The sequence below is a fragment of the Aquabacter sediminis genome (assembly GCF_028863665.1).
Taxonomy (GTDB): domain Bacteria; phylum Pseudomonadota; class Alphaproteobacteria; order Rhizobiales; family Xanthobacteraceae; genus L1I39.
This window is the reverse complement of the sequence record NZ_JARBFX010000013.1, coordinates 86,903-111,739: the sequence shown is the minus strand read 5'-3', so window position 1 is coordinate 111,739 and position 24,837 is coordinate 86,903. Positions and strand designations below refer to the sequence as shown.

21 protein-coding genes and 1 pseudogene are annotated in these 24,837 nt (G+C 67.3%); 15 read left to right on the top strand and 7 right to left on the bottom strand.

The genetic code is table 11. The features are described from left to right. Window positions 1-3: 3 nt before the first annotated feature. The 4 genes from PV781_RS21145 (at window position 4) to PV781_RS21130 (ending at window position 3,550) form a co-directional block, all read left to right on the top strand. Complete coding sequence (locus tag PV781_RS21145; RefSeq protein ID WP_274777604.1) at window positions 4-1,284, top strand: TRAP transporter large permease; 1,281 nt, start codon at window positions 4-6, stop codon at window positions 1,282-1,284. A 61-nt stretch (window positions 1,285-1,345) separates the two neighbouring features. Further along, the gene (locus PV781_RS21140) at window positions 1,346-1,564 is read left to right on the top strand and encodes an acyl-CoA carboxylase biotin carboxyl carrier protein subunit (RefSeq protein WP_274777603.1); all 219 of its coding nucleotides are present in this window, start codon (window positions 1,346-1,348) and stop codon (window positions 1,562-1,564) included. Between the two features lies 1 nt (window position 1,565). Then, window positions 1,566-3,092: an acyl-CoA carboxylase subunit beta gene (locus tag PV781_RS21135; protein WP_274777602.1), complete on the top strand. Its 1,527-nt coding sequence runs from the start codon at window positions 1,566-1,568 to the stop codon at window positions 3,090-3,092. An 8-nt stretch (window positions 3,093-3,100) separates the two neighbouring features. Then, window positions 3,101-3,550 carry an acyl-CoA thioesterase gene (locus PV781_RS21130; protein ID WP_274777601.1) on the top strand — a complete coding sequence of 150 codons (450 nt, stop codon included), beginning with the start codon at window positions 3,101-3,103 and terminating at the stop codon, window positions 3,548-3,550. 68 nt (window positions 3,551-3,618) lie between these two features. Here the strand turns inward: PV781_RS21130 and PV781_RS21125 are convergent, their stop codons facing one another. Then, entirely contained in the window at window positions 3,619-5,385 is a 1,767-nt protein-coding gene (locus PV781_RS21125; protein ID WP_274777600.1) for a thiamine pyrophosphate-binding protein, read from the bottom strand. Between the two features lie 112 nt (window positions 5,386-5,497). Beyond that, window positions 5,498-6,487, bottom strand: coding sequence for a tripartite tricarboxylate transporter substrate binding protein (locus PV781_RS21120; protein WP_274777599.1), 990 nt, complete (start codon window positions 6,485-6,487; stop codon window positions 5,498-5,500). A gap of 173 nt (window positions 6,488-6,660) precedes the next feature. Here PV781_RS21120 and PV781_RS21115 point away from each other — a divergent pair, with 173 nt between their 5' ends. The 3 genes and pseudogenes from PV781_RS21115 to PV781_RS21110 all read left to right on the top strand — a co-directional run bounded on the left by PV781_RS21115 (window position 6,661) and on the right by PV781_RS21110 (window position 10,777). Then, window positions 6,661-7,446 carry an IclR family transcriptional regulator gene (locus tag PV781_RS21115; protein WP_274777598.1) on the top strand — a complete coding sequence of 262 codons (786 nt, stop codon included), beginning with the start codon at window positions 6,661-6,663 and terminating at the stop codon, window positions 7,444-7,446. Between the two features lie 220 nt (window positions 7,447-7,666). Then, window positions 7,667-8,542: pseudogene (locus tag PV781_RS24155) on the top strand (hypothetical protein); the annotation flags it as partial. 438 nt (window positions 8,543-8,980) lie between these two features. Beyond that, on the top strand, window positions 8,981-10,777 hold the full coding sequence (locus PV781_RS21110) for a calcium-binding protein (RefSeq protein ID WP_274777597.1): 1,797 nt from the start codon (window positions 8,981-8,983) through the stop codon (window positions 10,775-10,777). A gap of 120 nt (window positions 10,778-10,897) precedes the next feature. Here PV781_RS21110 and PV781_RS21105 read toward each other — a convergent pair whose 3' ends face one another. After that, window positions 10,898-12,520 (bottom strand): ABC-F family ATP-binding cassette domain-containing protein, encoded by a 1,623-nt coding sequence (locus PV781_RS21105; protein WP_274777596.1) that lies wholly within the window; start codon window positions 12,518-12,520, stop codon window positions 10,898-10,900. An 83-nt stretch (window positions 12,521-12,603) separates the two neighbouring features. Then, a complete protein-coding gene (locus PV781_RS21100) occupies window positions 12,604-14,145 on the bottom strand; it encodes an ATP-binding protein (RefSeq protein WP_274777595.1) in 1,542 nt (513 codons plus the stop codon). Between the two features lie 351 nt (window positions 14,146-14,496). Between PV781_RS21100 and PV781_RS21095 the strand changes: the two genes are divergently transcribed. After that, a complete protein-coding gene (locus tag PV781_RS21095; RefSeq protein ID WP_274777594.1) occupies window positions 14,497-14,946 on the top strand; it encodes a hypothetical protein in 450 nt (149 codons plus the stop codon). Window positions 14,947-14,995: 49 nt separating this feature from the next. On the opposite strand, the gene PV781_RS21090 is transcribed toward PV781_RS21095, so the two are convergent. Next, on the bottom strand, window positions 14,996-16,882 hold the full coding sequence (locus tag PV781_RS21090) for a heavy metal translocating P-type ATPase (RefSeq protein WP_274777593.1): 1,887 nt from the start codon (window positions 16,880-16,882) through the stop codon (window positions 14,996-14,998). A 228-nt stretch (window positions 16,883-17,110) separates the two neighbouring features. Here PV781_RS21090 and PV781_RS21085 point away from each other — a divergent pair, with 228 nt between their 5' ends. The 7 genes from PV781_RS21085 to PV781_RS21055 all read left to right on the top strand — a co-directional run bounded on the left by PV781_RS21085 (window position 17,111) and on the right by PV781_RS21055 (window position 23,663). Continuing rightward, window positions 17,111-17,809 (top strand): TetR/AcrR family transcriptional regulator, encoded by a 699-nt coding sequence (locus PV781_RS21085; RefSeq protein WP_274777592.1) that lies wholly within the window; start codon window positions 17,111-17,113, stop codon window positions 17,807-17,809. Window positions 17,810-17,812: 3 nt separating this feature from the next. Next, entirely contained in the window at window positions 17,813-19,045 is a 1,233-nt protein-coding gene (locus PV781_RS21080) for a metal-dependent hydrolase family protein (RefSeq protein ID WP_274777591.1), read from the top strand. Between the two features lie 49 nt (window positions 19,046-19,094). Further along, window positions 19,095-20,315, top strand: a complete 1,221-nt coding sequence (locus PV781_RS21075) for an ABC transporter substrate-binding protein (RefSeq protein WP_274777590.1) — start codon at window positions 19,095-19,097, stop codon at window positions 20,313-20,315. A gap of 144 nt (window positions 20,316-20,459) precedes the next feature. Further along, window positions 20,460-21,326 (top strand): branched-chain amino acid ABC transporter permease, encoded by an 867-nt coding sequence (locus PV781_RS21070; RefSeq protein WP_274777589.1) that lies wholly within the window; start codon window positions 20,460-20,462, stop codon window positions 21,324-21,326. Continuing rightward, window positions 21,326-22,210 carry a branched-chain amino acid ABC transporter permease gene (locus PV781_RS21065; protein WP_274777588.1) on the top strand — a complete coding sequence of 295 codons (885 nt, stop codon included), beginning with the start codon at window positions 21,326-21,328 and terminating at the stop codon, window positions 22,208-22,210. Before PV781_RS21070 ends, PV781_RS21065 begins: the two co-directional genes overlap by 1 nt. Next, a complete protein-coding gene (locus tag PV781_RS21060; protein WP_274777587.1) occupies window positions 22,207-22,968 on the top strand; it encodes an ABC transporter ATP-binding protein in 762 nt (253 codons plus the stop codon). Before PV781_RS21065 ends, PV781_RS21060 begins: the two co-directional genes overlap by 4 nt. Beyond that, a complete protein-coding gene (locus PV781_RS21055) occupies window positions 22,968-23,663 on the top strand; it encodes an ABC transporter ATP-binding protein (RefSeq protein WP_274777586.1) in 696 nt (231 codons plus the stop codon). The genes PV781_RS21060 and PV781_RS21055 overlap by 1 nt, the downstream gene beginning before the upstream one ends. A 10-nt stretch (window positions 23,664-23,673) precedes the next feature. Here the strand turns inward: PV781_RS21055 and PV781_RS21050 are convergent, their stop codons facing one another. Together PV781_RS21050 and PV781_RS21045 are read right to left on the bottom strand one after the other, a co-directional pair. Beyond that, window positions 23,674-24,051 carry a VOC family protein gene (locus PV781_RS21050; protein WP_274777585.1) on the bottom strand — a complete coding sequence of 126 codons (378 nt, stop codon included), beginning with the start codon at window positions 24,049-24,051 and terminating at the stop codon, window positions 23,674-23,676. Window positions 24,052-24,098: 47 nt separating this feature from the next. Next, the gene (locus PV781_RS21045; protein ID WP_274777584.1) at window positions 24,099-24,815 is read right to left on the bottom strand and encodes a helix-turn-helix transcriptional regulator; all 717 of its coding nucleotides are present in this window, start codon (window positions 24,813-24,815) and stop codon (window positions 24,099-24,101) included. Between the last annotated feature and the right edge of the window lie 22 nt (window positions 24,816-24,837).

Below are 24,837 nucleotides of genomic sequence, written 5' to 3'. Positions count from 1 at the left end.
GCCATGACGATCCAGCTTTTCGGCATCGTCTTCTTCGCCATGCTCGCCATTGGCATGCCGCTGTTCCTGGTCCTGGGCGCGGTGGCGATGCTCATGTACGCGCTGAACGGCGACCCGCTCATCGGCGTGTTCCAGAAGATGCTGGACGGGCTGAATTCCGAGACGCTGCTGGCGGTGCCCTTCTTCGTCATGGCCGCCTCCTTCATGCAGAAGGGGGGCGTCGCCAAGGCGCTCATCGACATGGTGAGCATGCTGGTGGGCTCTGTGCGCGGGGGCCTGGCCATCGTGGCGGTGGTGGCCTGTGCGCTCTTCGGCGCCATCTGCGGCTCCTCGGTGGCCACCGCCGTCGCCATGGGCGGGATCCTCGTGCCCGCCATGCGCCAGCGCGACTATCCCATGCCCTTCACGCTGGGCGTGCTCGCGGCCTCGGGCACCCTGGGCATCCTCATCCCGCCCTCCCTCGCCATGATCCTGTTCGCGCTGATCGCCGAGGAATCCGTGCCGCGCCTGTTCCTGGCCGGGGTGGTGCCGGGGCTGATCCAGGCGGCGATCTTCGTCGGCTATTCCATGTATTACGCCTATCGCCACAAGCTCCCGCGCGAGCCCCGCCGCAGCCGCGAGGATGCCGCGCAGGTGGTGCTGCATGCGCTGCCCGCGTTGAGCCTGCCCGTGGTGGTGGCGGTGGGCATCTATGGCGGCTATGTCACCGTCACCGAGGCTTCCGTGCTGGCGGCGGCGCTCTCGCTGCTCATTGCCCTGTTCTATTACAAGGGTTTTTCCTGGAAGGACTCGCTCTCCGAGATCGGCGATTCCGTGCAAGGGGCGGCGGTGATCACCATCATCATCGCCACGGCCCTGGCCTTCGCCCAGTGGCTGACCGCCTCCGGCGTGCCCGGCGCGGTGGTGCGCTACATCACCGAAATCGGCCTCCAGCCCTGGCAGTTCATGCTGATCATCAACGTGCTGCTGATCATCATGGGCATGTTCCTGGAAGCCATCTCCATCATGCTGATCACGCTGCCCATCCTGGTCCCGCTGCTGGGCCCCATGGGCATCGATCCCGTGCATTTCGCGGTGGTCATCACCATCAACATGGAACTGGCCTTGCTGACCGCACCCGTGGGCCTGAACCTGTTCGTGCTCTCCAACGTGGCCAAGCAGCCGCTCAGCGTGGTCACCAAGGGCGTGTTCCCGCTGGAGTGCCTGCTGTTCGTGCTGCTGATGGTGGTCAGCTACGTGCCGTTCCTGTCGCTCTGGCTGCCCAACCTCGTGTTCGGCAAATAGCCTGCCCCGTCCCCGCCGGGCGCCCGGCGGGGTTACAGCCTCCCCAAGAAGGTCGATGCCGATGAGCAGATCCCCCGTCCTCTCCGATGTCTCCGGCGCTGTCTGGAAGATCCTGGTGTCGGTGGGCGACACCGTCGCCGAGTATCAGGAGCTGATGCTCATCGAATCCATGAAGATGGAAATTCCCGTTCTGGCGCCGCGCGACGGGCGCGTGGCCGAGCTGCTGGTGGGCGAGGGCGATGCGGTCGCCGCCGAGCAGATCGTGGCTTGGATCGACTGACATGGCTTTCGAGACCGAACGGGCGGAGCTGGAAGCCCGCCGCGCCCGCGCCCTCGCCATGGGCTCCCCGAAGCGCCTCGCCGAACGCAAGGCGGCCGGCATCCTCAATGCCCGCGAGCGGGTGGCGCATCTCACCGATGCCGGCAGCTTCGCCGAATGGGGCCTGCTGGCCGTGTCCGCCCGTGCGGAGGATCATCATCGCGCGCCGGCCGATGGCTATGTGAGCGGCACCGCCTTCGTGGAGGGGCGGCCGGTGGTGGTGCATGCGGCCGACTTCTCCACGCTCGGCGCCTCCACCTCCGCCATTGGCGACAAGAAGTTCCACCACGCCAAGGCCAATGCGGCCAAGAATGGCGTGCCGCTGGTGCTGCTGAACGAATGCGCGGGCTCGCGCATCCCCGACATCATGGGGGCACAGGGCCTGCACCGGGCGGGCGAGCACTCCGAACTCTGGCGCGACCGCTCCTCACCCTGGGCGGCGGCCATTCTGGGCCTGACCTATGGCGACGGCTCCTTCTACGCCTCCATGTCCGACTTCGTGGTGATGCGGAAGGGGGCGGTGATGGCCGTCTCCAGCGAGCATGTCACCTCCGTGGCTCTGGCCGAGGCCAATGATCCGCGCGAGTTCGGCGGCTGGGAGGTGCAGACCCAGGTGACCGGCGTGGTGGACCGGGCGGTGGACACCGACGAGGAGGCCCTCGACCTCATCAAGCGCTTCCTGTCCTACTTGCCCTCCCACGGCCAGGAATTGCCGCCCCGCATCGCCCCCGGCGCGCCGGGCGGCGACCAGGACAAGCTTTTGGACCTGCTGCCCGAGAGCCCCAAGCGCACCTATGACGTGCGTCGCATGCTGGAGATCATCTTCGATGCCGGCACCCTCTTTCCGCTGAAGGAGCGCTTCGCGCCCGTGGCCTATACGGGCCTTGCGCGTCTGGCGGGCGAGACCGTGGGTGTGATTGCCATCAATCCCCTGCACAAGGGTGGGGCGCTCGATGCGGATGCCTGCGACAAGGTGGTGAGCTTCATCGTCCTGTGCGACAGCTTCAACATCCCGCTTATCACCTTCGCCGACACGCCCGGCTTCCTGGTGGGCGCGGCGGGCGAGCGGCAGAAGATGCCGGGCAAGATCATGAACTATCTCCAGGCGCTGGGCGCGGCCACCGTGCCGAAGCTCTCGGTCATCCTGCGCAAGTCCTATGGCCAGGCGCACCTCAATATGGGTGCCGGATATGCGGACGAGATGGCGGCCTGGTTCACCGCCGAGGTCAGCCTCATGGGCCGCCAGCCGGCCATGAACGTGCTTCATCGCCTGAAACCCGGCGAAGGACCCGAGCGCTATGCGGAGCTGGAGGCGGAGCTGGCCCGCGACACCTCGGCCTATGCGCTGGCCGAGCCCTTCATGGCCCAGTCGGTGATTTCGCCGCCCGAGACCCGCGACTGGCTGATCCGCATGCGCGCGCTCCATGCCCGGCGCCCCACCGGCGGCATCGGCCTGCGCCGGCTCGCCACCTGGCCCACCACCTATTGAGGCCGCCTATGTCTGGCACCAGCGACACCCCTCCCGCCATCGACCTGCGCCAGCGGTCCGCGTTCGGCTTCTTCACCACGGAGCAGATCCGGTTCGCCGACCTCGACCTGAACGGCCACGTCAACAACCTGTCCTTCCTCGCCATGATGGAGAGCGCCCGCCAGCGCTTCATCGCCGGCCATACGCCCTTGGTGCTCACCGACGCGCAGACCTACATGCTGGTCCATATGGAGGTGGATTTTGTGGGCGAGCTTCACTATCCCGGCGCGGTCGAGGCCGCCTGCCGGGTGGTGGAGGTGCGCCGCTCCTCGGTGGTGTTCGGGCAGGCGCTGTTTGCCGGCGAGCGGGCGGCCGCGACGCTGAAGGCCGTCACGGTCAATGTGGACCGCCGCATCCGCAAGGCCGCGCCCTTCACCGACGAGGCGCGGGAGAAGCTGCTGGCCCTCCTTGCCGCCTGAGACGGAGCCTCAAATACGAACGGCCCGCGAGACCATCTCGCGGGCCGTTTTTGTTGGCTGTCCTGCCCTCAGGCGATGCGGTCGCCAGGCTTGATCTGCACCGTGCGGCTGTCGACGCCCGGCAGCATCTTGGAGGGGTCGCGCGTCACCACCACGTCGATGACGGTCGGTACGCCGCAGGGCACCAGCGCCGCCTTCAAGGCACCCGCCACATCCTTCGGCCGCTCCACGCGGATGCCGCGGCAGCCCATGGCATTGGCCACCGCCGCATAGTCGATCTCGCTCAGGTCCGAGGACTGGTAGGCGCCCTGGCCATACATGAGGTGCTGGAGCGCTTTCACATAGCCGGAGGCGGCGTTGTTGATGACGATGACGGCGAAGTCCAGCTCCAGCCGGCGGGCGGTCTCCAGCTCGCCGAGCATCATGTTGAAGCCGCCATCGCCGGTCAGCGCGAAGACCGGGGCCGGTCGGGCGGCGAGCGCCGCGCCGATGGCACCGGGCAGGCCATAGCCGATGGAGGCCGAGCCGCGGTCGGGCACGAAAGAGCGGCCGGCGCGGGGGGAATCGAACAACAGTCCACCCCAATGGGCCGCGAAACCGCCATCGGCCACCAGATAGCCGTCCTCCGGCATGGCGGCGTTGATCTCGGTGAGGAGGCGGGCGATGTCCACCGGCGTCTCCTGGGAGTTGAGCCGGTCACCCACCTTGGTGCGCCAGGCCGCCATGCGGGCGGCGATGTCGGCGGGGCGGCCGGCCCAGCGGGCCGCGAGCGCCTCGCGGGACGGGGCGAGCGCCGTGGCGAGATCCTCGATGCCGAGGCGGGCATCGCCCCACAGCTTCACGGCGGACGGCACCGTGCGGTCGAACTCCTCGGCCACGCAATCCAGGTGAATGAGTGCCTTGCCCGGGGAGGGGATGGTGTAGCGCTTGGTGGCGATCTCGCCCAGCTTGCAGCCCACCACGATGAGGAGGTCGGCCTCCTCGATCAGCGGGTTTGCGATGCGGTCATAGCGGCCGAACAGGCCCGCATTGAGCGCGCTGGCGCAGGGAATGGCGCCCTTTCCGGAGAGCGTATGGGCGACGGGAATGTTGAAGGCTTCGGCAAAGGCGGTGAGCGCCTGGGCGGCGCCGGAAATGTGCACGCCGCCGCCCGCCAGGATCACCGGCGCCTTGGCCTCCGCGATCCGGGCCGCCGCTTCCGCGATGCTCTCCCCATCGGGGCGGGTGCGCAGGGCCGGAACGCTCTGGAAGCGGGTGTCCACCTCGAAGGCGCTCACGGGGAAGTCGTGGACCGCGTGCGAGATGTCCTCGGGAATGTCCAGCACCACGGGGCCGGGCCGGCCCGAAGTGGCGACCGTATAGGCCCGGCGCACCAGTTCGGGAATGCGGGAGACCATCTCCACGCGGATGACCTCCTTGGAGACCGGGCGCAGCAGGTCCACCTGCCGGCATTCCTGCGTCATGTTCTTCCAGGAATGGGCGCGGTGGGTGTCGCCGGCCAGCACCACCAGGGGCGTGCCCGCATTCAGCGCTTCCATGAGGCCGGTGACGAGGTTGGTGGCGCCAGGTCCCAGCGTCGCGTCGCACAGGCCCACACGGCCGGAGACCTTGGCATAGGCGTCGGCCGCGAAGATGCCGGCGCGCTCGTCATTGATGAGGATGTGCTTGAGGCCGAGGCGCCGGGCGGCATCATAGAAGGGCAGGAGCTGGAAGCCGCCCATGCCGAACACCACGCCGCCGCCATAAGCGAGGATCATGCGCGCGACGGCCTCGCCGCCGGTGATGGAATAGACGCCGTTGACGGCAGCGGACTTGAGGTCGACGTGCTGGTTCATCTGAAGGGTCCTTGAGGCAAAGCACGGCCCGTCCCGCCGCGTCCGAGCGGCAGGAAGGGGAAGTCAGGGGCCGGGGCGCGCTGCGCCGCCGGCGGGTTGAGACCGGAAAAGGTCAGTTCACTTCGGCGCCGGAGGTCTTCACCACCTTCGCCCACTTGGCGGTTTCCGAGGAAATGAGCTTGGCCAGCGCGGCCGGAGTGCTGGAGGCGGGATCGGCGCCGATATTGTCGAACTGCTGCTTGGTGCTGGGATCGGCGAGCAGCTTCACCACCGCGGCGTTCAGCTTGTCGATGATGGGCTGCGGGGTCTTGGCCGGGGCCACCAGCGCGAACCAGGACAGCACCTCGCAATCGGGCAGGCCGGCTTCCGCCATGGTGGGGATGTCGGGGGCGGCGGGGGAGCGGGTGGCGGAGGTCACCGCCAGCGCGCGCAGCTTGCCGGCCTTGATGTAGGGCAGGGAGGAGGACAGGTTGTCGAACATGGCCTGCACCTGGCCGCTCATCAGGTCCACCACCGCAGGCGCGCTGCCCTTGTAGGGCACGTGGGTGAGCTTGACGCCCGCCACCATGTTGAACAGCTCGCCCGACAGGTGGATGGACGATCCGCTGCCGGAGGAGGCGAAATAAATCTTCTCGGGGTTCTTCTTCGCCAGCGCGATGAATTCCTGCACACTATTGGCGGGAACACTGGGATTGACCACCAGGACGTTCGGCACGGTGGCCACCAGCGAGACCGGCGCGAAGTCGCGCTCGAAGTCGAACGGCAGCCGGCGATAGAGCGTGGTGTTGATGGTGTTGGCGATGGTGCTCATGAACAGCGTGTAGCCATCGGGCGCGGACTTCGCGACGAAATCGGAGGCGATGGTGGCGCCCGCGCCGGGCTTGTTGTCGATCACCACCGGCTGGCCCAGCTCCTCGGAGAGCTTCTGGCCGACGATGCGGGCGATCTGGTCCGTGGACCCGCCGGCGGCATAGCCCACCACCAGATGGATCGGCCGGGTGGGAAAGGCTTCCGCCTGCGCGGGCAGGCTGCCCATGAGCGGGGCGGCAAGAAGCGCCGTGGCGCCCGCAAGGGTGGACAGCAGCAGATGTCGGCGATCCATGGCGTACCTCCGTCGACGGGGAGGAAGTTGACTTGTCCATATATTGGACTATAATTTCCCGTCTGATCGTGATGGAAGCTACGTAGGCCGAACAAACAAGTCAACACATAGGTTTTGGTCAGGTTTAGTGACATAAAAATAGTCCAATATATGGATATTACGGGAGGGCGGAAATGGCGGGTGGGGAGGGGGAAGCCGGTGGCACGCAGAGCATCCGGCGCGCGGCCAGCGTGCTGCGGGTGCTGGCCCAGCGCAGCCAGTCCGGCGCGCGGATGGTGGACATCACGCGGGAGACGGGGCTCATCCACGCCACCGCCCACCGCATCGTGCAGGGGCTGATCGGCGAGGGGCTGGCGCGGCAGAACCCGATGACGCGCCGCTATCATCTGGGCGCCTGGATCTATGAATTAGGCCTTTTGGCCGAGCCGCGCCTCGCGCTCAGTGACATGGCGGGCGAGGCGGTGGATCGTCTGGCGGAGAAGACGGGCGACACCGTCTTTGCCGCCGTGCGGGCGGGCGGCGATGCACTCTGCATCAAGCGCGCGGCCGGCAGCTTTCCCATCAAGGCCTTCACCATCGATGTGGGCGCGCGCATTCCGCTCGGCATCGGCTGCGGCGGCCTTGCCATGCTCGCCGCCTTGCCGGAGGAAGAGGCGAACGCCATCATGGCCTCCAACGGGCCGCGCCTGTCCGCCTTCGGCGATCTCGGCGTGGAGGCCATGGCGCGCCTGGTGGCCGAGGCGCGGGCGCGGGGCTACGCCACCAATCTCAGCCGCGCGCCGGGCGTGGTGGCGGTGGGCGTCGCCGTCCTCAATCCCGATGGCGGCCTTGCCGGCTCCCTCTCCGTCGCCGCCATCGAAAGCCGCCTCACCCCCGAACGCGTCGACCAGATCGCCCGCCTGCTGCGGGCCGAGGCGCGGCGGATCGAGAAGGCGGGGGAGGGGGATAAGGGCGGTTAGGGAGGCTGGCGGTCTAAAAATACCGCTCTTCCTGCAATTTTGCTTGAAAATCGTGGCCCAGGCGCCTCCCTCAGGCGCCTATACGCGCTCTGATGCCCGCGATTCACCCATTTGGGTGATGTGCATTCCGCTTGGGCAATCAACCCTGTCCCCCGGGTGATCGAGCCGGAGTCCGCCCGCTGCTGCGGTGCCGCTGGGCTCTTCATGGGTGGGGTGAGCCATGCTGTACGACTTGACGCAGACTGAACTGATCCAGGGCGATCCGACGCAAGATTTTCTTGGGCTCGATTCATTGGGTATGTCGGCGTCAGAGCAGGCTGAGATTATCGCGGCCCTCACTGCGGCTGGTGTTTATAGTCCGGCAAACCCAGATGCTCTGGCTTCAGTTCGAGTAAGTGCGGAGGTGACGCGCGATGAAGCGATTGGTAACACTTCAGATGCGCTTATTTATACGAATTTTTCGGGTGTTTCTGTCCGTATTGAGAATGAAGGGCCAGGGGGAGGTATTATCGCCGCCAGTTGGGGTGCCGACTTTCTGGATAGCGCCGGCTCCCACAATGTCCTGATCGGTGGCCCCGGAAACGACCTTTTGGGAGTCTCGGAACAAGCGCGGGGAGACACCCTATTTGGGGGGGAGGGATGGGATGGATTATATTCGAACGCAGCCGCGCTTGCATTTATTCCGAATACAAATCCCGGCGAATTCAACGTTCTTTATGGCGGCGAAGGCGGCGATAACATTTCTACTCTTTTCTCTGGCAGTGTCCTTTACGGCGGTGCCGATAATGATTCGTTATATGCTGCCACGGAGGTGAACCAAGGTCAGTTCGCCGGCGACACGCTTTATGGCGGCGATGGAGACGATTGGCTTTTTGGCGCAAATAGCCCCACATGGCACGTTATTAATGGGGTTACTGTCTCGGGCGGGGCCATTATTTATGGAGACGATGGGAATGACTTTTATTTCGGTCAGAATTTTTTTATTTTGGAGTACGGGCCTAATGTAGGAGCGTCCGACACCGTTTATGGTGGTCTGGGGGACGATACCTTATCAGCCGTGTCTGGGATCTCGTTGCTTTATGGGGATGCGGGTAACGATAGGATTTACAGTCCCTATGACCCTATTTATGCGAGTGTGAGCGGCGGTCTCGTTGCCCCAATGCTGGGGGGAACAATATACGGCGGAGAGGGCAGCGATTACATTTCTTTGAGTGGGGGCGCGGTTTCGGCCTATGGAGGGGAGGGAAACGATACAGTAGAAACTTACGGGGATAATGGATCGCACCTCATATATGGAGGTGATGGAAATGACTTTATTCAAATCTTCACAATGTGGAGCGGTTCCTCGTATGGAGAGGACGGAAATGACACAATCGGTGGGTCGGTAGGTGGTCTTGATACGGCTTACGGGGGAAACGGGGACGACTATTTGTTCACCGATGGTGGATCTTCTGTCCATTATGGGGATGTAGGCCTCGACCGTCTGGAGGGGATCGGAAACAGCACCCTGTACGGTGGATTTGGCGCAGACACCATGTCCTCTACCGGCGGAGACGTCCTTTACGGCGATGCCGATGCTGACGTGATCAATGTCGGAGCGGGTGCGACAGGTGTGGCGACGGTCTATGGCGGCGACGGTGGAGATTCCATCACGTCCTCCTTGCCCCAAGGGAGCGTTTTTATTTCGGGAAATCTTCTGTACGGAGACGCCGGCGCCGATACGATTGCTGGCGGGGTCGGAGCGGCTACCATTTACGGTGGAAGCGACGCCGACCAGCTCTCAGTAGCCCTCGGTTCCAACCTGCTCTACGGCGATGCTGGCGCCGATTATATGCTCGGTGGTCTGGACACGACGTCCGGCACAAAGGACACCCTCTATGGCGGCGACGGCAATGACGAGCTGAGCAGCCGCACCACCCACGCTTTCATGGATGGCGGCACGGGGGCGGACACCATCGCTGGCGCGAGCGGCGCGGACACCATATTCGGCGGCGACGGCAATGACCTCCTCTGGGTGACCCTGGGCAGCAACATCATCTATGGCGATGCCGGCGTGGACGTGATCACCGGCAGCGCGCAGGCGGGGGGCATCGACACGCTCTTTGGCGGCTTCGGCGACGACATTCTGGCCACCCGCGCGGCGGCGGGCCTGCTTTATGGCGATGCCGGCAACGACCAGGTGAGCGGAGACAGCGGGGCCGACACCCTCTATGGCGGCCTCGGCGATGACGACGTGTGGGTCACCCGCGGCAGCAATGTCCTTTACGGCGACGAGGGCGTCGACTTCATCCGCACCGGGACGCTGCCTCCGGCCGGCACGGTCGACACCGTCTATGGCGGCGCCGATGGCGACAATATCGCCTCCAATGTGAATGGCACGCACGCTCTGCTCTATGGCGATGCGGGCGCCGACACCGTGGTGGGGGCCAGCGGCCAGGACACCCTCTTTGGCGGCGAGGATGCAGACCTCATGTGGGTGAATGGCGGCTCCAACCAGCTCTATGGCGATGCCGGCGCCGACAGCCTCGTGGGCGGAATGACACCTGCCAGCACCGATACCCTTTATGGCGGGCTCGGCGACGACAGCCTCGTCACATTGGAGGACGGCTCCCATGGCGTCCTCTATGGCGGCGAAGGCGCGGATGCCGTGGTGGGCGCCAGCGGAGCCGATACGCTCCACGGCGATGCCGGCGCGGACGAGATGTGGGTGAATGGCGGCTTCAACCTGCTCTATGGCGAAGACGGCAACGACACGATCACCGCCTCCGTCGCAGGGCCGTCGGGCGGCATCGACACCCTCTTTGGCGGTGCAGGACAGGACGAACTGATCGGCAGCCTCAGCCCCAATTCCATGCTGGCCTATGGCGGAGCGGATGGGGATAGCCTCGTGGGCGGCGCCACAAATGCCACCCTTTATGGCGGCGAAGGGGACGACAGCGCCTGGGCCTCGGTGGCCGGAAACCACCTCATGTCTGGGGATGAGGGCAACGACACCCTGTTGGTGGCGGGGGGCGGCAACACGCTCTATGGCGGCGAGGGCAATGACGACCTGTTCGTCACCGCCGCGGGTGCCACCAGCATGTTTGGCGGGGCGGGGAGCGATGACTTCACCGTCCTGGCCCGCGGCGGCAGCGGCTCCGTGGATGGCGGCACGGGCGAGGACGGGCTGTGGTTCAAGGCTTATGCGGCCGCCGACGTGCAGTCCCACGTCCTCGCCAACGGGGTCACGACCATCACCTTCACCGATGGCGCCGTCTATACGGTCAGCGATGTGGAGGTGGGGGCCTTTGGCGCCAACGCCGACACGGTGGCCTTCAGCACCTGGTCCTGATGGCGGGGGCGGAGCGCTTCCAGGAAGGCGGCCGGCAAGCCGGCGCGCGGCCTGCGGGCGGATGACGGGAGCGGCACCGACGCGCGGTGCTGTTCCCGGTCATCGGACCAGCAGGCGCCCTCAATGGCGCAGGCCCGGCGCCTCCTGGCCGGTGCGGGCCACATATTCGGTGTAGCCGCCGCCATATTGGTGCACGCCCTCCGGGGTCAGCTCCAGCACCCTGTTGGAGAGGGCGGCCAGGAAGTGCCGGTCGTGCGAGACGAACAGCATGGTGCCCTCATATTCGGAGAGCGCCGCGATGAGCATTTCCTTGGTGGCGATGTCCAGATGGTTGGTGGGCTCGTCCAGCACCAGGAAGTTCGGCGGATCGTAGAGCATCTTCGCCATGACGAGCCGCGCCTTCTCGCCGCCCGAGAGCACCCGGCAGCGCTTCTCCACGTCGTCGCCTGAAAAGCCGAAGCAGCCGGCGAGCGTGCGCAGCGAGCCCTGGCCGGCCTGGGGAAAGGCGTCCTCCAGGGTCTCGAACACGGTCCGCTCGCCCTCCAGCACGTCCATGGCATGCTGGGCGAAATAGCCGAGCTTCACGCTGCCGCCCACGGCGACGCTGCCCTGGTCGGGGGGCGTGGTGCCCGTGACGAGCTTCAGCAAGGTGGACTTGCCCGCACCGTTCACGCCCATCACGCACCAGCGCTCACGCCGGCGCACATGGAAGTCGAGGCCCTCATAGATGACCTTGCTGCCATAGGCCTTGTGGACATTCTTCAGGCTCGCCACGTCCTCGCCGGAACGGGGCGCGGGTTGAAACTCAAAAGCCACGCTCTGGCGGCGGCGGGGCGGCTCCACCCGGTCGATCTTCTCCAGCTTCTTCACCCGGCTCTGCACCTGCGCCGCGTGGGAGGCGCGGGCCTTGAAGCGCTCGATGAAGGCGATCTCCTTGGCGAGCATGGCCTGCTGGCGCTCGAACTGGGCCTGCTGCTGCTTGTCCGCCATGGCCCGCTGCTGGGCGTAGAATTCATAGTCGCCGGAATAGGTGGTGAGCGAGCCGGCGTCGATCTCCACCACCTTGTTGACGATGCGGTTCATGAAGGCCCGGTCATGGGAGGTCATCATGAGGGCGCCGTCATAGCCATTCAGGAAGTCCTCCAGCCAGATGAGGCTTTCGATGTCCAGATGGTTGGAGGGCTCGTCCAGCAGCATCACGTCGGGGCGCATGAGCAGGATGCGGCCGAGCGCCACGCGCATCTTCCAGCCGCCGGAGAGCTTGCTCACGTCCCCGTCCATCATCTCCTGGGAGAAGCCGAGGCCCGCCAGCACCTCGCTGGCCTTGCCCTCCAGGCCGTAGCCGCCCAGCTGCTCGAAGCGGGCCTGCACCTCGCCATAGCGCTCCACCAGGGCGTCCATCTCGTCGGCGCGGGCGGGATCGGCGAAGGCGTGCTCCAGCTCGCGCAGCTCGGCGGCCACCTCGCTCACCGGGCCGGCGCCGTCCATGGCTTCCGCCAGCGCGCTCTTGCCGGACATCTCGCCCACATCCTGGCTGAAATAGCCGATGGTGATGCCGCGATCGACGGACACCTGCCCCTCGTCGGGCAACTCCTCGCCGGTGATGAGGCGAAAAAGGGTGGTCTTGCCGGCGCCGTTGGGACCCACGAGGCCGATCTTCTCGCCCTTGAGCAGCGTCGCGGACGCCTCGATGAAGACGATCTGCTTGCCGTTCTGCTTGCTGATGGAATCGAGACGGATCATGCGCGCGCGAAATCCCGTGTGGATGCTGCAGCGCGATTAGGCCATTTGCGCCGCCGGGGGAAGGGCGAAGGGGGCCCTTCGCCTCACTCGGCGGCGGAGGGCTGTGGCTCTGGCGCGCCGGGGGCTGCGTTGGGGTCGCCCGGTTCGGTCTCCCAGGCAAGGCCTGGAATGGCGACGATGCGGCGGCCCTTCCCGTCGAGCCGGGTCACGATCACCTGCCGCTCTTCCATATAGGCCAGAAGCCGGCGGGCACGGCCCGGCGAGCGGCTGCCATAGGCATGAGCCACCTCGGCGTCGGAGGGGCAAGGGCGGCGGTCATGGGCGGCGCGGGCGAGCGAGAGGAACACGCCCTGCATGTCCTCCGGCAAGGCGCTGGCCATGGTGATGACCTCCGCCCAGGGGGAATCCTCCGCTTCCGCTTCGGCAATGTCGATGCCCGCATGGGCGACCGCGAGGCGACGCCGGAAGGCGGACAAAGAGAGCGCCTCGCCGCCCACGCGGCGGATCCGGCAGCGCACCAGGAAGTCCTGGTAGAGCACGGCAATGGTGCGAAAGCCCGCGTCCGGCTCTGCCAAAATCTCCCGCAAGGCGGCATCGATGGCGGCCTGGCGCTGCTCCGGCGAAAGGGTCGGCACCGGGGTGGGGGGCTCGGGCACGGGCGGCGGGGCGGCCGGGGTGGTACGAGCAAGCTGGGCGAGCACGTCGGCGGTGGGCGCCACCGGCGGCGGGCGGCGGGGCACCAGGAGGCGGCTTTCGTCGGCGCCGGGCGTGAAGATGAGGTCGTGCGCCTCCTCGCCCGAGGCGGGCCCGGGCAAGGGCAGGAGCTTGGGGCTGGTGGACCGGGCGGAGGTTTCCACCGGTCCGATGCGCACCGGCAGGGGACGGCGGGCCATGGCCGGGCCGAGGGCGACGAAGTTGCCGCTCTCCAGGTCCCGGAACATCTCCGCCTGCCGGCGCTCCATGCCCAGCAGGTCGGCGGCGCGGGCCATGTCGATGTCGAGGAAGGTGCGGCCCATGAGGAAGTTGGAGGCTTCCGCCGCCACGTTCTTGGCGAGCTTGGCCAGGCGCTGGGTGGCGATGACGCCGGCCAGCCCTCGCTTGCGGCCGCGGCACATGAGGTTGGTCATGGCGCCGAGCGAGACCTTGCGCGCCTCGTCCGAGACCTCGCCGGCGGCGGCTGGGGCGAAGAGCTGCGCCTCGTCCACCACCACCAGCATGGGATACCAGACGTCGCGGTCGGCATCGAACAGCCCGCCCAGGAAGGCGGCGGCGGCGCGCATCTGCTGCTCGCTGTCGAGCCCCTCCAGGTTCAGCACCACCGAGACGCGGTGCTGGCGCACCCGCGCGGCGATGCGCTGGAGATCGGCCTCGCCCCTCTGGGCATCCACCACCACATGGCCGTAGCGGTCGGCGAGCGTGACGAAATCGCCCTCGGGGTCGATCACCGCCTGCTGCACCCAGGGCGCGCTCTGCTCCAAGAGGCGGCGCAGAAGGTGCGACTTGCCGGAGCCAGAATTGCCTTGCACCAGCAAGCGGGTCGCCAGCAATTCCTCCAGGTCCAGCACGGCCGTGCCTCCGCCGGAGCGGGTGCCGAGGTCGATGGACACCTTTGTGGGCGCCGTCATCGGGCCGGGCGTCCTGCGGGGGAGGGGTGGCAGATCATGGGCGAGACTCATATCGATTCGCGCCAGGGGTTCAACTGCGCGGCGGCGCACATCTGGCTGTTTTGAGGTTATTTGATACCATTTTGAGTGAGGCTGCTGTGCAAGGGCTTGGTGGGCCTAGAGATCCTCAATGGCAATTCTCCGCAGCCGGCCCCGTCCTGAAACGCCGCACTGTGAACGCCAAGGTGCTGGAGTGCCGTCTGGGTCTTCTGCGCCCCACGTCCGGCTCCCCGGCGCGGGCCCGCGTTCCGGTACTCGCGTGCGGCAGGTGCGCGCGGTAAGGTCTCGGCCCCATAACGTAGGAGGAACGCCATGCACGTTTTCCGTTCCGCCGGCTCGTTCTTGACCGGCCTCGTGTTGACCGGCCTCGTGTTGGCCAGCCGCGCCTTGGCCGGTCCAGCCATGGCCCAGGACAGCTGGCCGGACCTCGTCGGCACATGGGTGGGGACCAGCCGCGCGATCGTCATGGCCAATGGCGGGCATTATACCGGCAGCGGCCAGGGCGAACAGCCACGCTTCGTCTCCTCCGAACTGGTGGTCACCTTCACGCAGCAGGATCGCGGCCGCTATATCGGCACCATCACCTCCGCCGGCCACGCCGAGCCGAAGCTGATGGTGGTTGCAGAGGATCGCAAGACGCTGCGCACGACCGATAATGACGGCACCTCAATGGGGACGATCCTCGACGCGAACAGCTTTGAGCTGTGCTACGCGCAGAACAACCCCTCCGTCGTGTCCTGCGTGGTGTTCCGCCGGCGCTGAGGCCTAAGGTCCATCTTCAAACGAGCCGGCTCCGCAAGGTCTTTCCGGTCTACACATCCTGGATGGGAATTCGCAGCAGCTTGATCGAATTCAGGAACACCAGAAGGTCCGGCCCCAGGTGCAGGAGCGCCGCCTCCACCGGGCCGATCCAGCCCAGAAGCGCGGCGGTGATGCCTGCCACGTGCACCACGCCGACGCCGAAGATGAGGTTCTCCTGGATGGTGCGATAGGCCCGCCGGGCGATGGCGCGGGCGCTGACGATGCGCATCAGGTCGTCGGTCATAAGGGCGATGTCGGCCGCCTCCAAGGCGGCCTGCGTGCCCCCGCTGCCCATGGCGATGCCCACATCCGCCCGCGCCAGGGCCGGGGCATCGTTGATGCCGTCGCCGATCATGGCGACGCGCGCGCCTTGCTTCTGCAACTCGGCGATGGCGCTGACCTTGTCCTGCGGGCGCAGGTTGGCGCGTGCGTCGTCGAGGCCAAGCTCCGCCGCGACGGCGGCCGCGGTCGCCGCATTGTCGCCGGTGAGCATGACGAGGCGGCGGACGCCGGTGGCCCGCAGCCGGCTGAGGGCTTCCCGCGCATTGGGCCGGATGGTGTCGGCGATGAGGATGGCGCCGACGAACCGCCCGTCCACGGCCACATGCAGTGGGGTGCGGCCGCCCTGTTCCACAGGCGCGTCGAGGGCGACGCCATTCTCCCGTAGCAAGGCCGGATTGCCCACCAACACTTGCCGGCCGCCAATGACCGCCTTCACGCCGCGCGCGATGATCTGCTCGTATTGGTCCGGTTCCGCCACCGCGAGGCCCATGGCCTCCGCGTGGGCCACCACCGCCTCGGCGAGCGGATGGGCCGAGCGCCGGTCGGCGGCCGCCGCCAGGGCCATAATCTCTGCCTCGGTGAAGGCGGGATCGCGGATCTCGACGCCGACCACCCGGGGCGCGTTGGCGGTGAGCGTGCCGGTCTTGTCGAACACCATGGTGTCGACCTTGGCGAGGCTCTCCAGATAGATGCCGCCCTTCACCAGGATGCCGCTGCGCGCCGCGCGCGCGATGGCGGCGATGATGACGAGCGGGGTGGCCAGCCCCAGCTCGGCGGGTGAGGTGAAGATCAGCAAGGTGACGATGGTGCGCACGTCGCGGGTATAGGCATAAACAGCCAGCAGGAAGAGGAGCACCACCGGGATCAGCCAGGCCGCCACCTTGTCGGTGAGCTTCTGAACCGGCGCCTGCTCCTCGCCCGCGCTTTCCACCAAGGCGACGATGCGGGCGAAGGTGGTGTCGGTGCCCACCTGGGCGGTGCGCACGTCAAGCGCGCCTGCGACAAGAATGGTGCCGGCATAGACGCCATCCTCGGCGGCCTTGTCCTTGGGCACGCTCTCGCCGGTGATGGGCGCCTCGTCCACGGAGCCCATGCCCGCGACCACGGTGCCATCCACCGGGATCTTCTCGCCCGCCCGCACCAGCACCACATCGCCGGGGCGCAGGGTTTCGATGGGCACGGCATGCTCGCCGTCCGCCGCGCGGACGAGGGCGGTCTGCGGCACCGAGCCGACGAGGTCGCGGATGGAGGCCCGCGCGCGGTCCATGTTCAGGTCGGCGATGAATTCCGCGATCAGGATGATGACCATCAAGATCGCGCCGGCCACCGTCTCGCCGCCGATGAGGGCGATGATCGTGGCGATGGTGACGAAGATCTCGGTGCCGATCTTGCGGTCGTGAATGAGGTCGCGGAGCCCGATCCGCACCAGCGGATAAAGCCCCAGCGCCACCGCCAGCCACAGCGCCTCGATGGGGATCAAGGCTCGCCAGTACAGCAGGGCGGCCAGGCCCGCGATGGCGATGCGGGCGAGGGCGAACCAGCGCTCGGGCGTCATCAGCTCGGACCAGCGCACCGGAGGGAGCGCGGTTGCGGAGGATGGGGGCGGAACGCTCATGGGTCATGCCTCGCAGCGTCTTGTCCGGCCATATGCCTGCGCCTTCTTCTCCTGGATAGCAGGACGGGGGCGCTCGGCAATGTCCACCATGCCGCAGCCTGGATTTCGGGCGTACTGACCGGCTGCCGCAATCCTGGGCAAATGCCCCCTCCGCGTGCAGATATAAACAGACTTGACTGTTTGTAAGTGTAGTGCCTTGCTGTGCCCGCAATTCAGATGGGGGCGAGGGTGGCGCAGCGCAGACGATCCCAGCATGAGCGGACGGCGGAGACCTCCGCTCGCCTGCGCCATGCCACCATCGACCTGCTGCACGACCAGGGCTTCTCGCGCCTCTCCACCCCCCAGATCGCTGCCCAGGCCGGCGTCTCGCGGGGCGCGCTGACGCACCATTTCTCCAGCAAGGAGGAATTGGTGACGGACGCCATCAACGACATGCTGGAGCGTGTCACCGTCGACCTGCACCGCTTCGCCGAGGACTTCTCCGCGCGCGGTGGGTCGAGTGATGAGATCGTCGACTATATCTGGCAGATGATGTCGGATCGTCTGTTCTATGTGACCATGGAATACTTGCCGGAGGCCCGGCACAATGATGAATTCAAGGATCGCCTCATCCCGGTGGTGAAGAAGTTCCATGCCGGCCTTGATGCCGTCTGGATGGCGCTGGCCGACCGGCGTGGGGCGGATGTTGCCCATACCCGGACCGTGATGAACGCCACCATGTGCCTGGTGCGCGGCATGATCGCCCAGACCGTTCTGCGCGAGGACCCCGCTTATTACCGGGAGATGCTGGCCTTCTGGAAAACCCAGGTGGCGGCGCAGTTTCCCGAGGAACGCGCGCCCGCCGCCCCTCCCGCCGACATCCCCGCCCGGCCCGCCAAGGCTGGCGCCGCCCGCGCCCCGCGGGCCAGATCGACAAACCGGAGCTGACCCATGGCCTTTCTCTTCACCAATGCCCGTATCGTCGACGGGACCGCACCCGAGCGCGGCGCGCCGGTGGAGGTGCTCGTCGAGGGCGAGCGCATCAAGGAGGTGGCGCCGAAGATCAGCGCGGCGGGGGCCGAGGTGGTGGATCTGAAGGGCCGCACCCTCATGCCCGGCCTCATCGACGCCCATGTGCATACCATCGCCTGCCTCGCCGACCTCGGCGCCAACGCCAAGCTGCCGGACAGCCTCGTCGCCGTGCGCGCCATGAAGCTCATGGGCGAGATGCTCATGCGCGGCTTCACCACCGTGCGCGACCTCGGCGGCGCCGATCGCGGGCTGAAGGTGGCGGCGGCGGAAGGCTTTTTGCCCGCGCCCCGCATGGTCATCTGCGGCAAGGCGCTGAGCCAGACCGGCGGCCATTGCGACTTCCGCGGCCCCTATGACGACCGCGAGACGCCCCGCACCGGCTTCCGCCTGGGCGCGCTCGGCCGCGTGGTGGACGGCGTGCCGGAGATGCGCCGCGCTGCCCGCGAGGAGATCAAGGGCGGGGCCGACTTCATCAAGATCATGGCCAATGGCGGCGTCGCCTCGCCCACCGATCCCATCCACTTCCTCGGCTTTGCCCGGGAGGAATTGCTGGCGGTGGTGGAGGAGGCGGAGAATGCCGGCACCTATGTCTCCGCCCATCTCTATACGGACGAGGGCATTCGCCGGGCGGTGGAATGCGGCGTCCATTCGCTGGAACACTGCAATCTCATCCAGGCCGACACCGCCAAGCTGGCCGCGCAGAAGGGCGCCATCGCGGTGCCCACGCTTGTGACCTATGACAAGCTCGCCTCCGAAGGCGCCGCGATGGGCTTCCCGGCCGGCTCCATCGCCAAGATCGACAGCGTGCGCCTGGCCGGCATGGAATCCATTTCCATCATGCGCGAAGCCGGCCTGCCCATGGCCTATGGCTCCGATCTGCTGGGCGAGATGCACCGCCACCAGTCCGAGGAGTTCGTCATCCGTGGCCGCGTGCTGCCGGCCCATGAGGTGATCGCCTCCGCCACCACCATCGCGGCGAAGCTGCTGCGCATGGAGGGCCAGATCGGCACCATCGCCGCCGACGCCTTCGCCGACCTCATCGTGGTGGAGGGCGACCCGCTGGCGGATCTCTCGCTGCTCACCGGCCAGGGCCGCCACATGCCGCTCATCATGAAGGGCGGCGCCTTCGTCAAGTCGTCCACGCTCGCCTGAACCAACAAGCCTCCAGACCCAAGAACTGCAAACCAAAGGGAACACGACCGTGACTCTTTCCCGTCGCCAGACGCTCGCGGGCCTTGCGGGCACGCTTCTCCTCCCCGCTCTCACGCGCGGCGCGCTCGCCCAGACGGCGGCGTTCCGCATCGGGGCGCTGAACCCCGTCACCGGTGCCGGCGCCCCCTATGGCTCCGGCATGCAGAAGATGATCCTCGCCGCCGCCGAAATGGTGAACGCGGCGGGCGGCGCCGCCGGGCGCACCCTCGAAATCTCGGCCGAGGACACCCAGACCCAGCCGCAGGCGGCGGTGCTGGCGGCCAAGAAGCTCATCGAGGTCAACAAGGTGCAGGCGATCCTGGGCACCTGGGCCTCGGGCGTGTCGCTGGCGGTGGCCCCGCTCACCAACGATGCCGGCATCCTCCTGATGCACACCTCGGGCGCGCCGGCCTTGTCGGTGCCTCCCGCCAATGCCAAGGGCCTGCTCTATCGCTTCCAGGCCACCAATGACCGCTTCGGCCGCGCCTTCGCGGAAGTGGCCAAGAAGGAAGGCTTCAAGCGCCCCGCCACCATGGCCTTCAACAATGCCTCCGGCATCGGCAACACCGAGGGCTTCAAGAAGGCCTGGGAAGCGCAGGGCGGCAAGGTGGTGGCCGAGGTGGTCTATGAGCCTAACCAGCCCAGCTACCGCGCCGAGCTGCAGAAGGTGCTGGCCGCCAAGCCCGATGTGATCGTCATGGGCTCCTATCTCGCCGACACCACCATCATCCTGCGCGAATGGTTCCAGACCGGCGAGACCACCAAGTTCATCATCCCCGCCTGGGCGGCCAACCCGCAATTGGTCCAGGCGCTGGGGCCGGAGGTTACGGAAGGCATCATCGCCGTCGACAGCATCTCCAACGAGGGCTCCGAGGCGTTCAAGGCCTATGATGCCGCCTACCAGAAGGCCATGGGCCAGTCGGGCCTGTCCAATGTCTATGCAGCCATGACCTGGGACATGGTGGTGGTGCTGGCGCTGGCCATGGAGGCCGCCGGCCCCAATGCGGACGTGGCCGCCATCGCCGCCAAGCTGCGCGAGGTGGCGGGTCCCGGCGGCAAGCCGGTCTCCACCTTCGCGGAAGGCAAGGCGGCGCTGAAGGACGGCAAGATCGACTATCAGGGCGCCTCGTCCATCCTCGACTTCGACCAGTATGGCGACGTGACGCCCGACTTCTCGGTCTCCTTCGCCTCCAAGGGCAAGATCGAGCGCAAGTATGTGGTGAAGCTCTGACCTGACACGGGGCCGGCCGCATGTGTCGGCCGGCCTCCCTCTTCGCCTTCCCCTGTGTCGCCCGCCTTCGCGCGGGACGAGGACTGAGCCCGTGATTCCGTGCCCCTTCCCGCGCCGCTGCGGCGCCCCCATCCTGAGCCGGCCATGAGCGGTTTTTTGGAACTCGCCATTTCCGGCCTCATGTCCGGGCTCGTCATCGGGCTCGCGGCGCTGGCGCTGACCCTGGTGTTCGGGGTGGCCCGCTTCGCCAATGCGGCGACGGGAGATTTCATGACCTGCGGCGCCTATGCGGCGCTGGCGGGCTTCGCCGCCACCGGCTCCATCGTGCTGGGTGGCCTGGTGGGGCTCGCGGCCGGGGCGCTGGTGGGGGTGCTCTCCTATCTCCTGGTGTTCCGGGTGCTGGAGGGGCGGCCTTCGGTGTCGGCGCTGCTGGCTTCCATCGGTGTCGGCTTCGTCATCCGCGCGGTGCTCGGCCTCATCTATGGCCATGGCCAGCAGGTGTTCCAGTTGCCCCTGGTGCGGCCCTGGCGGGTCTATGACCTGCGCATCCAGCCCAACGACCTGAAGATCGGCATTGCCGCCCTCGCCACCCTGGTGGTGGTCTTCCTCATCCTGCACGCCACCCCCATGGGCCGGCGCATGCGGGCGGTGGCGGATGATCCCATGCTGGCGCGGGTGTCGGGCATCGCGCCGCGCAAGGTGATGCTGGGGCTCTGGGCGCTGGGCGGCGCGGTGGCGGCGCTGGCCGGCGTGCTGCTGGGCATCAAGACGGTGGTGTCGCCGGAAATGGGATGGGAGATGCTGATCCCCGTCTTCGCGGCGGCGGTGCTGGGCGGCATCGGCCATCCGGTGGGGGCGGTGGTGGCCGGCGTGCTGCTGGGCGTGCTGCAGGAGATCGCCACGCCCTATGTTGGGTTCACCTACAAGCTGGCGCTCGCCTTTGTGGTTCTGCTCATCGTGCTTCTGGTGCGGCCCAAGGGCCTGTTCGGCCGGGTTGAGGGGGTGCGCTGATGGACGCCTATCTGATCGCCATCGCCATTATCGGCGCCATCTATGTGCTGCTCGCGCTGGGGCTGAACCTGCAATATGGCCTCACGGGCATCGTCAATTTCGGCCATGTGGGCTTCTTCTGCGTGGGCGCCTACACCACTGCGATCCTGTCCACCCATTCCCTGTCCATGCTGATCACCTTCCCGCTCGCCGCGCTCTTCGCCATGCTGGCGGCCTGGCCGCTGGGCCTTGCCAGCATCCGCCTGCGGGAGGACTATTTCGCTATCGTGTCGCTGGGCTTTTCGGAGGTGGTGCGCCTCGTCGTCACCTCCGAGCGCTGGCTCACCCAGGGCGTGCAGGGTATTCCCGGCATCCCGAAAATGTTTGGCATGTTCTCCGGCACCACCCAGGCCTTGGCGGTGCTCGGCCTGCTGGTGCTGCTGAACCTGCTGGCGGTGGCCGCCATGGTGCGCATCGTGCGTTCGCCCTTCGGGCGCATGATCGAGGCCATCCGCGACAATGAGGAGGCGGTGAAGGCGTTGGGCAAGGACCCGGCGGGCTTCAAGATCCAGGTTCTGGTTTTGGGCGCCGGGCTCGCGGGCATCGCCGGGGCGGTCTATGCCCATTATATCGGTTACATCTCCCCCGACCAGTTCGTGCCGCTGATGACCTTCCAGGTCTGGATGGCCATCATCATGGGCGGCGTGGGGCGCATATCCGGGGCACTGGTGGGCGCGCTCCTGCTGATGGTGTTCCTGGAAGGCTCCCGCTTCCTGCGCGATCTCATGCCCTTCATCTCGGAAGTGGCCATGGCGAGCGTGCGGCTCGGGGTCGTCGGCCTCGCCCTCGTCCTCTTCACCATGTACCGCCCGCAGGGCCTGATGGGGGATTTCACCCGCAAATGACGCTCTCCATCCAAGGACTGACCAAGGCCTATGGTGGCCTGCGCGTGGTGGACGATGTCCGCTTCGAGGTGCCCGCCGGGGCGCTGGTGGGCGTGATCGGGCCGAACGGGGCCGGCAAGTCCACCCTCTTCTCCCTCGTCACCGGGTTCCTGGCGGCGGATGCGGGCGAGGTGGCCTTCGAGGGCCGTTCGCTCGGACGCGCGAGCCCCATGGAGCGGGCGCGCGCCGGCATGGTGCGCACCTTCCAGGTGCCGCGGGAATTTTCCCACCTCACCGTGCGCGAGAACCTCATGGCCGCAAGCCCCGGGCAGGCGGGGGAGGGGCTCCTCTCCGCCTTCTTCCGGCCCGGCCTCGTGAAGGCGCAGGAGGCGCACATCGCGGAGAAGGCGGAGGAGACCATCGCCTTCCTGCGCCTCCAGAAGGTGGCGGACCTGCCCGCCGGGCGCCTCTCCGGCGGCCAGAAGAAGCTGGTGGAGCTGGGCCGCGCCTTGATGACGGGCGCGCGCATGATCCTGCTGGACGAGCCCTTCGCCGGCGTGAATCCGGTGCTGATCGAGGAATTGTCCGTGCGCATCCGCGAACTGAATGAGCGGGGCATCGGCTTCCTCATCATCGAGCATGACCTGCCGGCGCTGAACCGCCTCGTCTCGACCCTGCACGTGATGGATCGCGGCCGCCTCATCGCCTCCGGCACGCCAAGTGAGGTGCTGGCCGATCCCAAGGTGCGGGACGCCTATCTTGGGGGAGCGGCCGCGTGATGCTGACCATCGAAACCCTCGCCGGCGGCTATGGCGAGGTGAACATTCTCAACGGCATCGACCTGACGCTCTCGGCGGGCGAGATCCTCACCGTGGCCGGCACCAATGGCGCCGGCAAGTCCACCCTCGCCAAGGCGGTGGTGGGGCTGCTGCCCCGCGTCACCGGCCGGGTGCTGCTGGAGGGGCGGGACATCACCCATCTGCCCGCCGAGGCGCGGGCCCATGCGGGCATCGGCTATGTGCCGCAGGTGGCGAACGTGTTCCCCTCTCTGTCCATCCGCGACAATCTCGCGGTGGTGGAAGGGGTGCGCGACAAGGCCGTCCGTATTGAGGAAATGTTCGCCCTGTTCCCGGCCCTTGCCGAGCGGCGGCGGGCGCGGGCGGGCAGCCTGTCGGGCGGCGAACGCCAGCAACTCGCTTTTGCCCGGGCGCTGATGACGCGCCCGGTGGTGATCGTGCTCGACGAGCCCACCGCCGCCTTGTCACCCGCCAAGGTCGACGAGAGCTTCGCCCGCATCGCGGACCTGGCCAAGACGGGGACGGCGGTGTTCCTCATCGAGCAGCGCGCCCGGCAGGCCCTGGCCATCTCCCATCGCGGCGCGGTGCTGGACGGCGGCAAGGTGGCCCTTGAAGGCCCCGCCGCCGACCTGCTCTCCGACGAGCGGGCGGCCAAGCTCTATCTCGGCCAGGCCTGAGCGAACCCGTTCAGGCCGGATCGGGCGCCATCGCATAGACGCGCACCCAGTGCCCGTCGGGGTCGGCGGCCACGAAGCTGCGGCCGAAATCCAGGTCCGTCGGCGGCAGAAGGATATGGGCGCCCTTGGCGACCCAATCCGCATGGACGGCGTCCACGGCCGCCGCATCGGGAAGGCTGAGGCCGATCTCGCCACCGCCCACGGCTGATGAAGAAGCGGGCGTCACGCCCTCCCGCTGCCACAGGCCGAGACCGGTGCCGCTGGGCAGGCGGAAGAAGACGAAGGTGGGGCTCTCCTCCACCGGCGCGATGCCAAGGAGCCGGGCATAGAAGGCCCCGCTCGCCTGTGCGTCGGCCACATGGAGGAGGATGGAGGTGTTCACGAACATGGTGGGTTCCCGTCATTGAGACGGGCGCACCCTATGGGAGCCTGCTGTCAGTTTCTGGCAGCAGCAACTTTTTCCGTCGCGGGCGTGATGCCCTCCCGAGTCTGCCATTCCCGCAGGAGCACGAGCCGGCGGCGGGGATAGCGCGCCTCTTCCAGCCGCGCCTCCACGATCCGGTCGGTGCGGAAGGAGCGGAAATCCGCCCGCATTTCACACCAGCCCAGCACCACGCGGGCATGGTCGAAATAGGCCAGCGCGAAGGGCCAGATTACCCGGTTCGTGGGCACCAGGGCCGCGTCGCAATAGGCGATGGAAAGCTTGCGCTCCCGGCGGATCGCCGTGCGCAGCAGGGCGAGGTCCACCTGTTGGACGGGGAGAGGCGCCGACGGTCCCACCAGGAGCGCCGCAGCGTGGGGATCGGGATCCATGTCCAGCGGCACGACGGCGCGGATGCGAGCGAGCGCGGCACGGGCGGCGGCGCTGAGCGCCCCGTCTCCCCGGTCCGCCACCCATTTCATGCCCAGCATCACCGCCTCCATCTCCTCTGCGGAGAACATGAGCGGCGGCAGCAGGAAGCCGGGTTTCAGCACATAGCCCACACCCGCCTCGCCTTCGATGGTGGCGCCCTGGGCCTGGAGGCTGGCAATGTCGCGATAAAGGGTGCGCAGGCTCACGCCGGTCTCGTCCGCCAGCACTTTTCCGCTCACCGGGCGGCGGTGGCGGCGCAGGACATCGAGAAGCAGGAGCAGGCGTTCGGAGCGGGACATGGCCGGATTCACACGGAGGAGG

Excerpts from the sequence above, each read along its gene's own strand:
- PV781_RS21105 (WP_274777596.1), bottom strand. The coding sequence starts at position 12,520 with ATGATCCGTCTCGATTCCATCAGCAAGCAGAACGGCAAGCAGATCGTC.
- PV781_RS21115 (WP_274777598.1), top strand. The coding sequence starts at position 6,661 with ATGGCGGGTGGGGAGGGGGAAGCCGGTGGCACGCAGAGCATCCGGCGC.
- PV781_RS21065 (WP_274777588.1), top strand. The coding sequence starts at position 21,326 with ATGGACGCCTATCTGATCGCCATCGCCATTATCGGCGCCATCTATGTG.
- PV781_RS21055 (WP_274777586.1), top strand. The coding sequence starts at position 22,968 with ATGCTGACCATCGAAACCCTCGCCGGCGGCTATGGCGAGGTGAACATT.
- PV781_RS21045 (WP_274777584.1), bottom strand. The coding sequence starts at position 24,815 with ATGTCCCGCTCCGAACGCCTGCTCCTGCTTCTCGATGTCCTGCGCCGC.
- PV781_RS21090 (WP_274777593.1), bottom strand. The coding sequence starts at position 16,882 with ATGAGCGTTCCGCCCCCATCCTCCGCAACCGCGCTCCCTCCGGTGCGC.
- PV781_RS21140 (WP_274777603.1), top strand. The coding sequence starts at position 1,346 with ATGAGCAGATCCCCCGTCCTCTCCGATGTCTCCGGCGCTGTCTGGAAG.
- PV781_RS21095 (WP_274777594.1), top strand. The coding sequence starts at position 14,497 with ATGCACGTTTTCCGTTCCGCCGGCTCGTTCTTGACCGGCCTCGTGTTG.
- PV781_RS21080 (WP_274777591.1), top strand. The coding sequence starts at position 17,813 with ATGGCCTTTCTCTTCACCAATGCCCGTATCGTCGACGGGACCGCACCC.
- PV781_RS21135 (WP_274777602.1), top strand. The coding sequence starts at position 1,566 with ATGGCTTTCGAGACCGAACGGGCGGAGCTGGAAGCCCGCCGCGCCCGC.
- PV781_RS21070 (WP_274777589.1), top strand. The coding sequence starts at position 20,460 with ATGAGCGGTTTTTTGGAACTCGCCATTTCCGGCCTCATGTCCGGGCTC.
- PV781_RS21130 (WP_274777601.1), top strand. The coding sequence starts at position 3,101 with ATGTCTGGCACCAGCGACACCCCTCCCGCCATCGACCTGCGCCAGCGG.
- PV781_RS21060 (WP_274777587.1), top strand. The coding sequence starts at position 22,207 with ATGACGCTCTCCATCCAAGGACTGACCAAGGCCTATGGTGGCCTGCGC.
- PV781_RS21145 (WP_274777604.1), top strand. The coding sequence starts at position 4 with ATGACGATCCAGCTTTTCGGCATCGTCTTCTTCGCCATGCTCGCCATT.
- PV781_RS21110 (WP_274777597.1), top strand. The coding sequence starts at position 8,981 with ATGTCCTCTACCGGCGGAGACGTCCTTTACGGCGATGCCGATGCTGAC.
- PV781_RS21050 (WP_274777585.1), bottom strand. The coding sequence starts at position 24,051 with ATGTTCGTGAACACCTCCATCCTCCTCCATGTGGCCGACGCACAGGCG.
- PV781_RS21125 (WP_274777600.1), bottom strand. The coding sequence starts at position 5,385 with ATGAACCAGCACGTCGACCTCAAGTCCGCTGCCGTCAACGGCGTCTAT.
- PV781_RS21100 (WP_274777595.1), bottom strand. The coding sequence starts at position 14,145 with ATGACGGCGCCCACAAAGGTGTCCATCGACCTCGGCACCCGCTCCGGC.
- PV781_RS21120 (WP_274777599.1), bottom strand. The coding sequence starts at position 6,487 with ATGGATCGCCGACATCTGCTGCTGTCCACCCTTGCGGGCGCCACGGCG.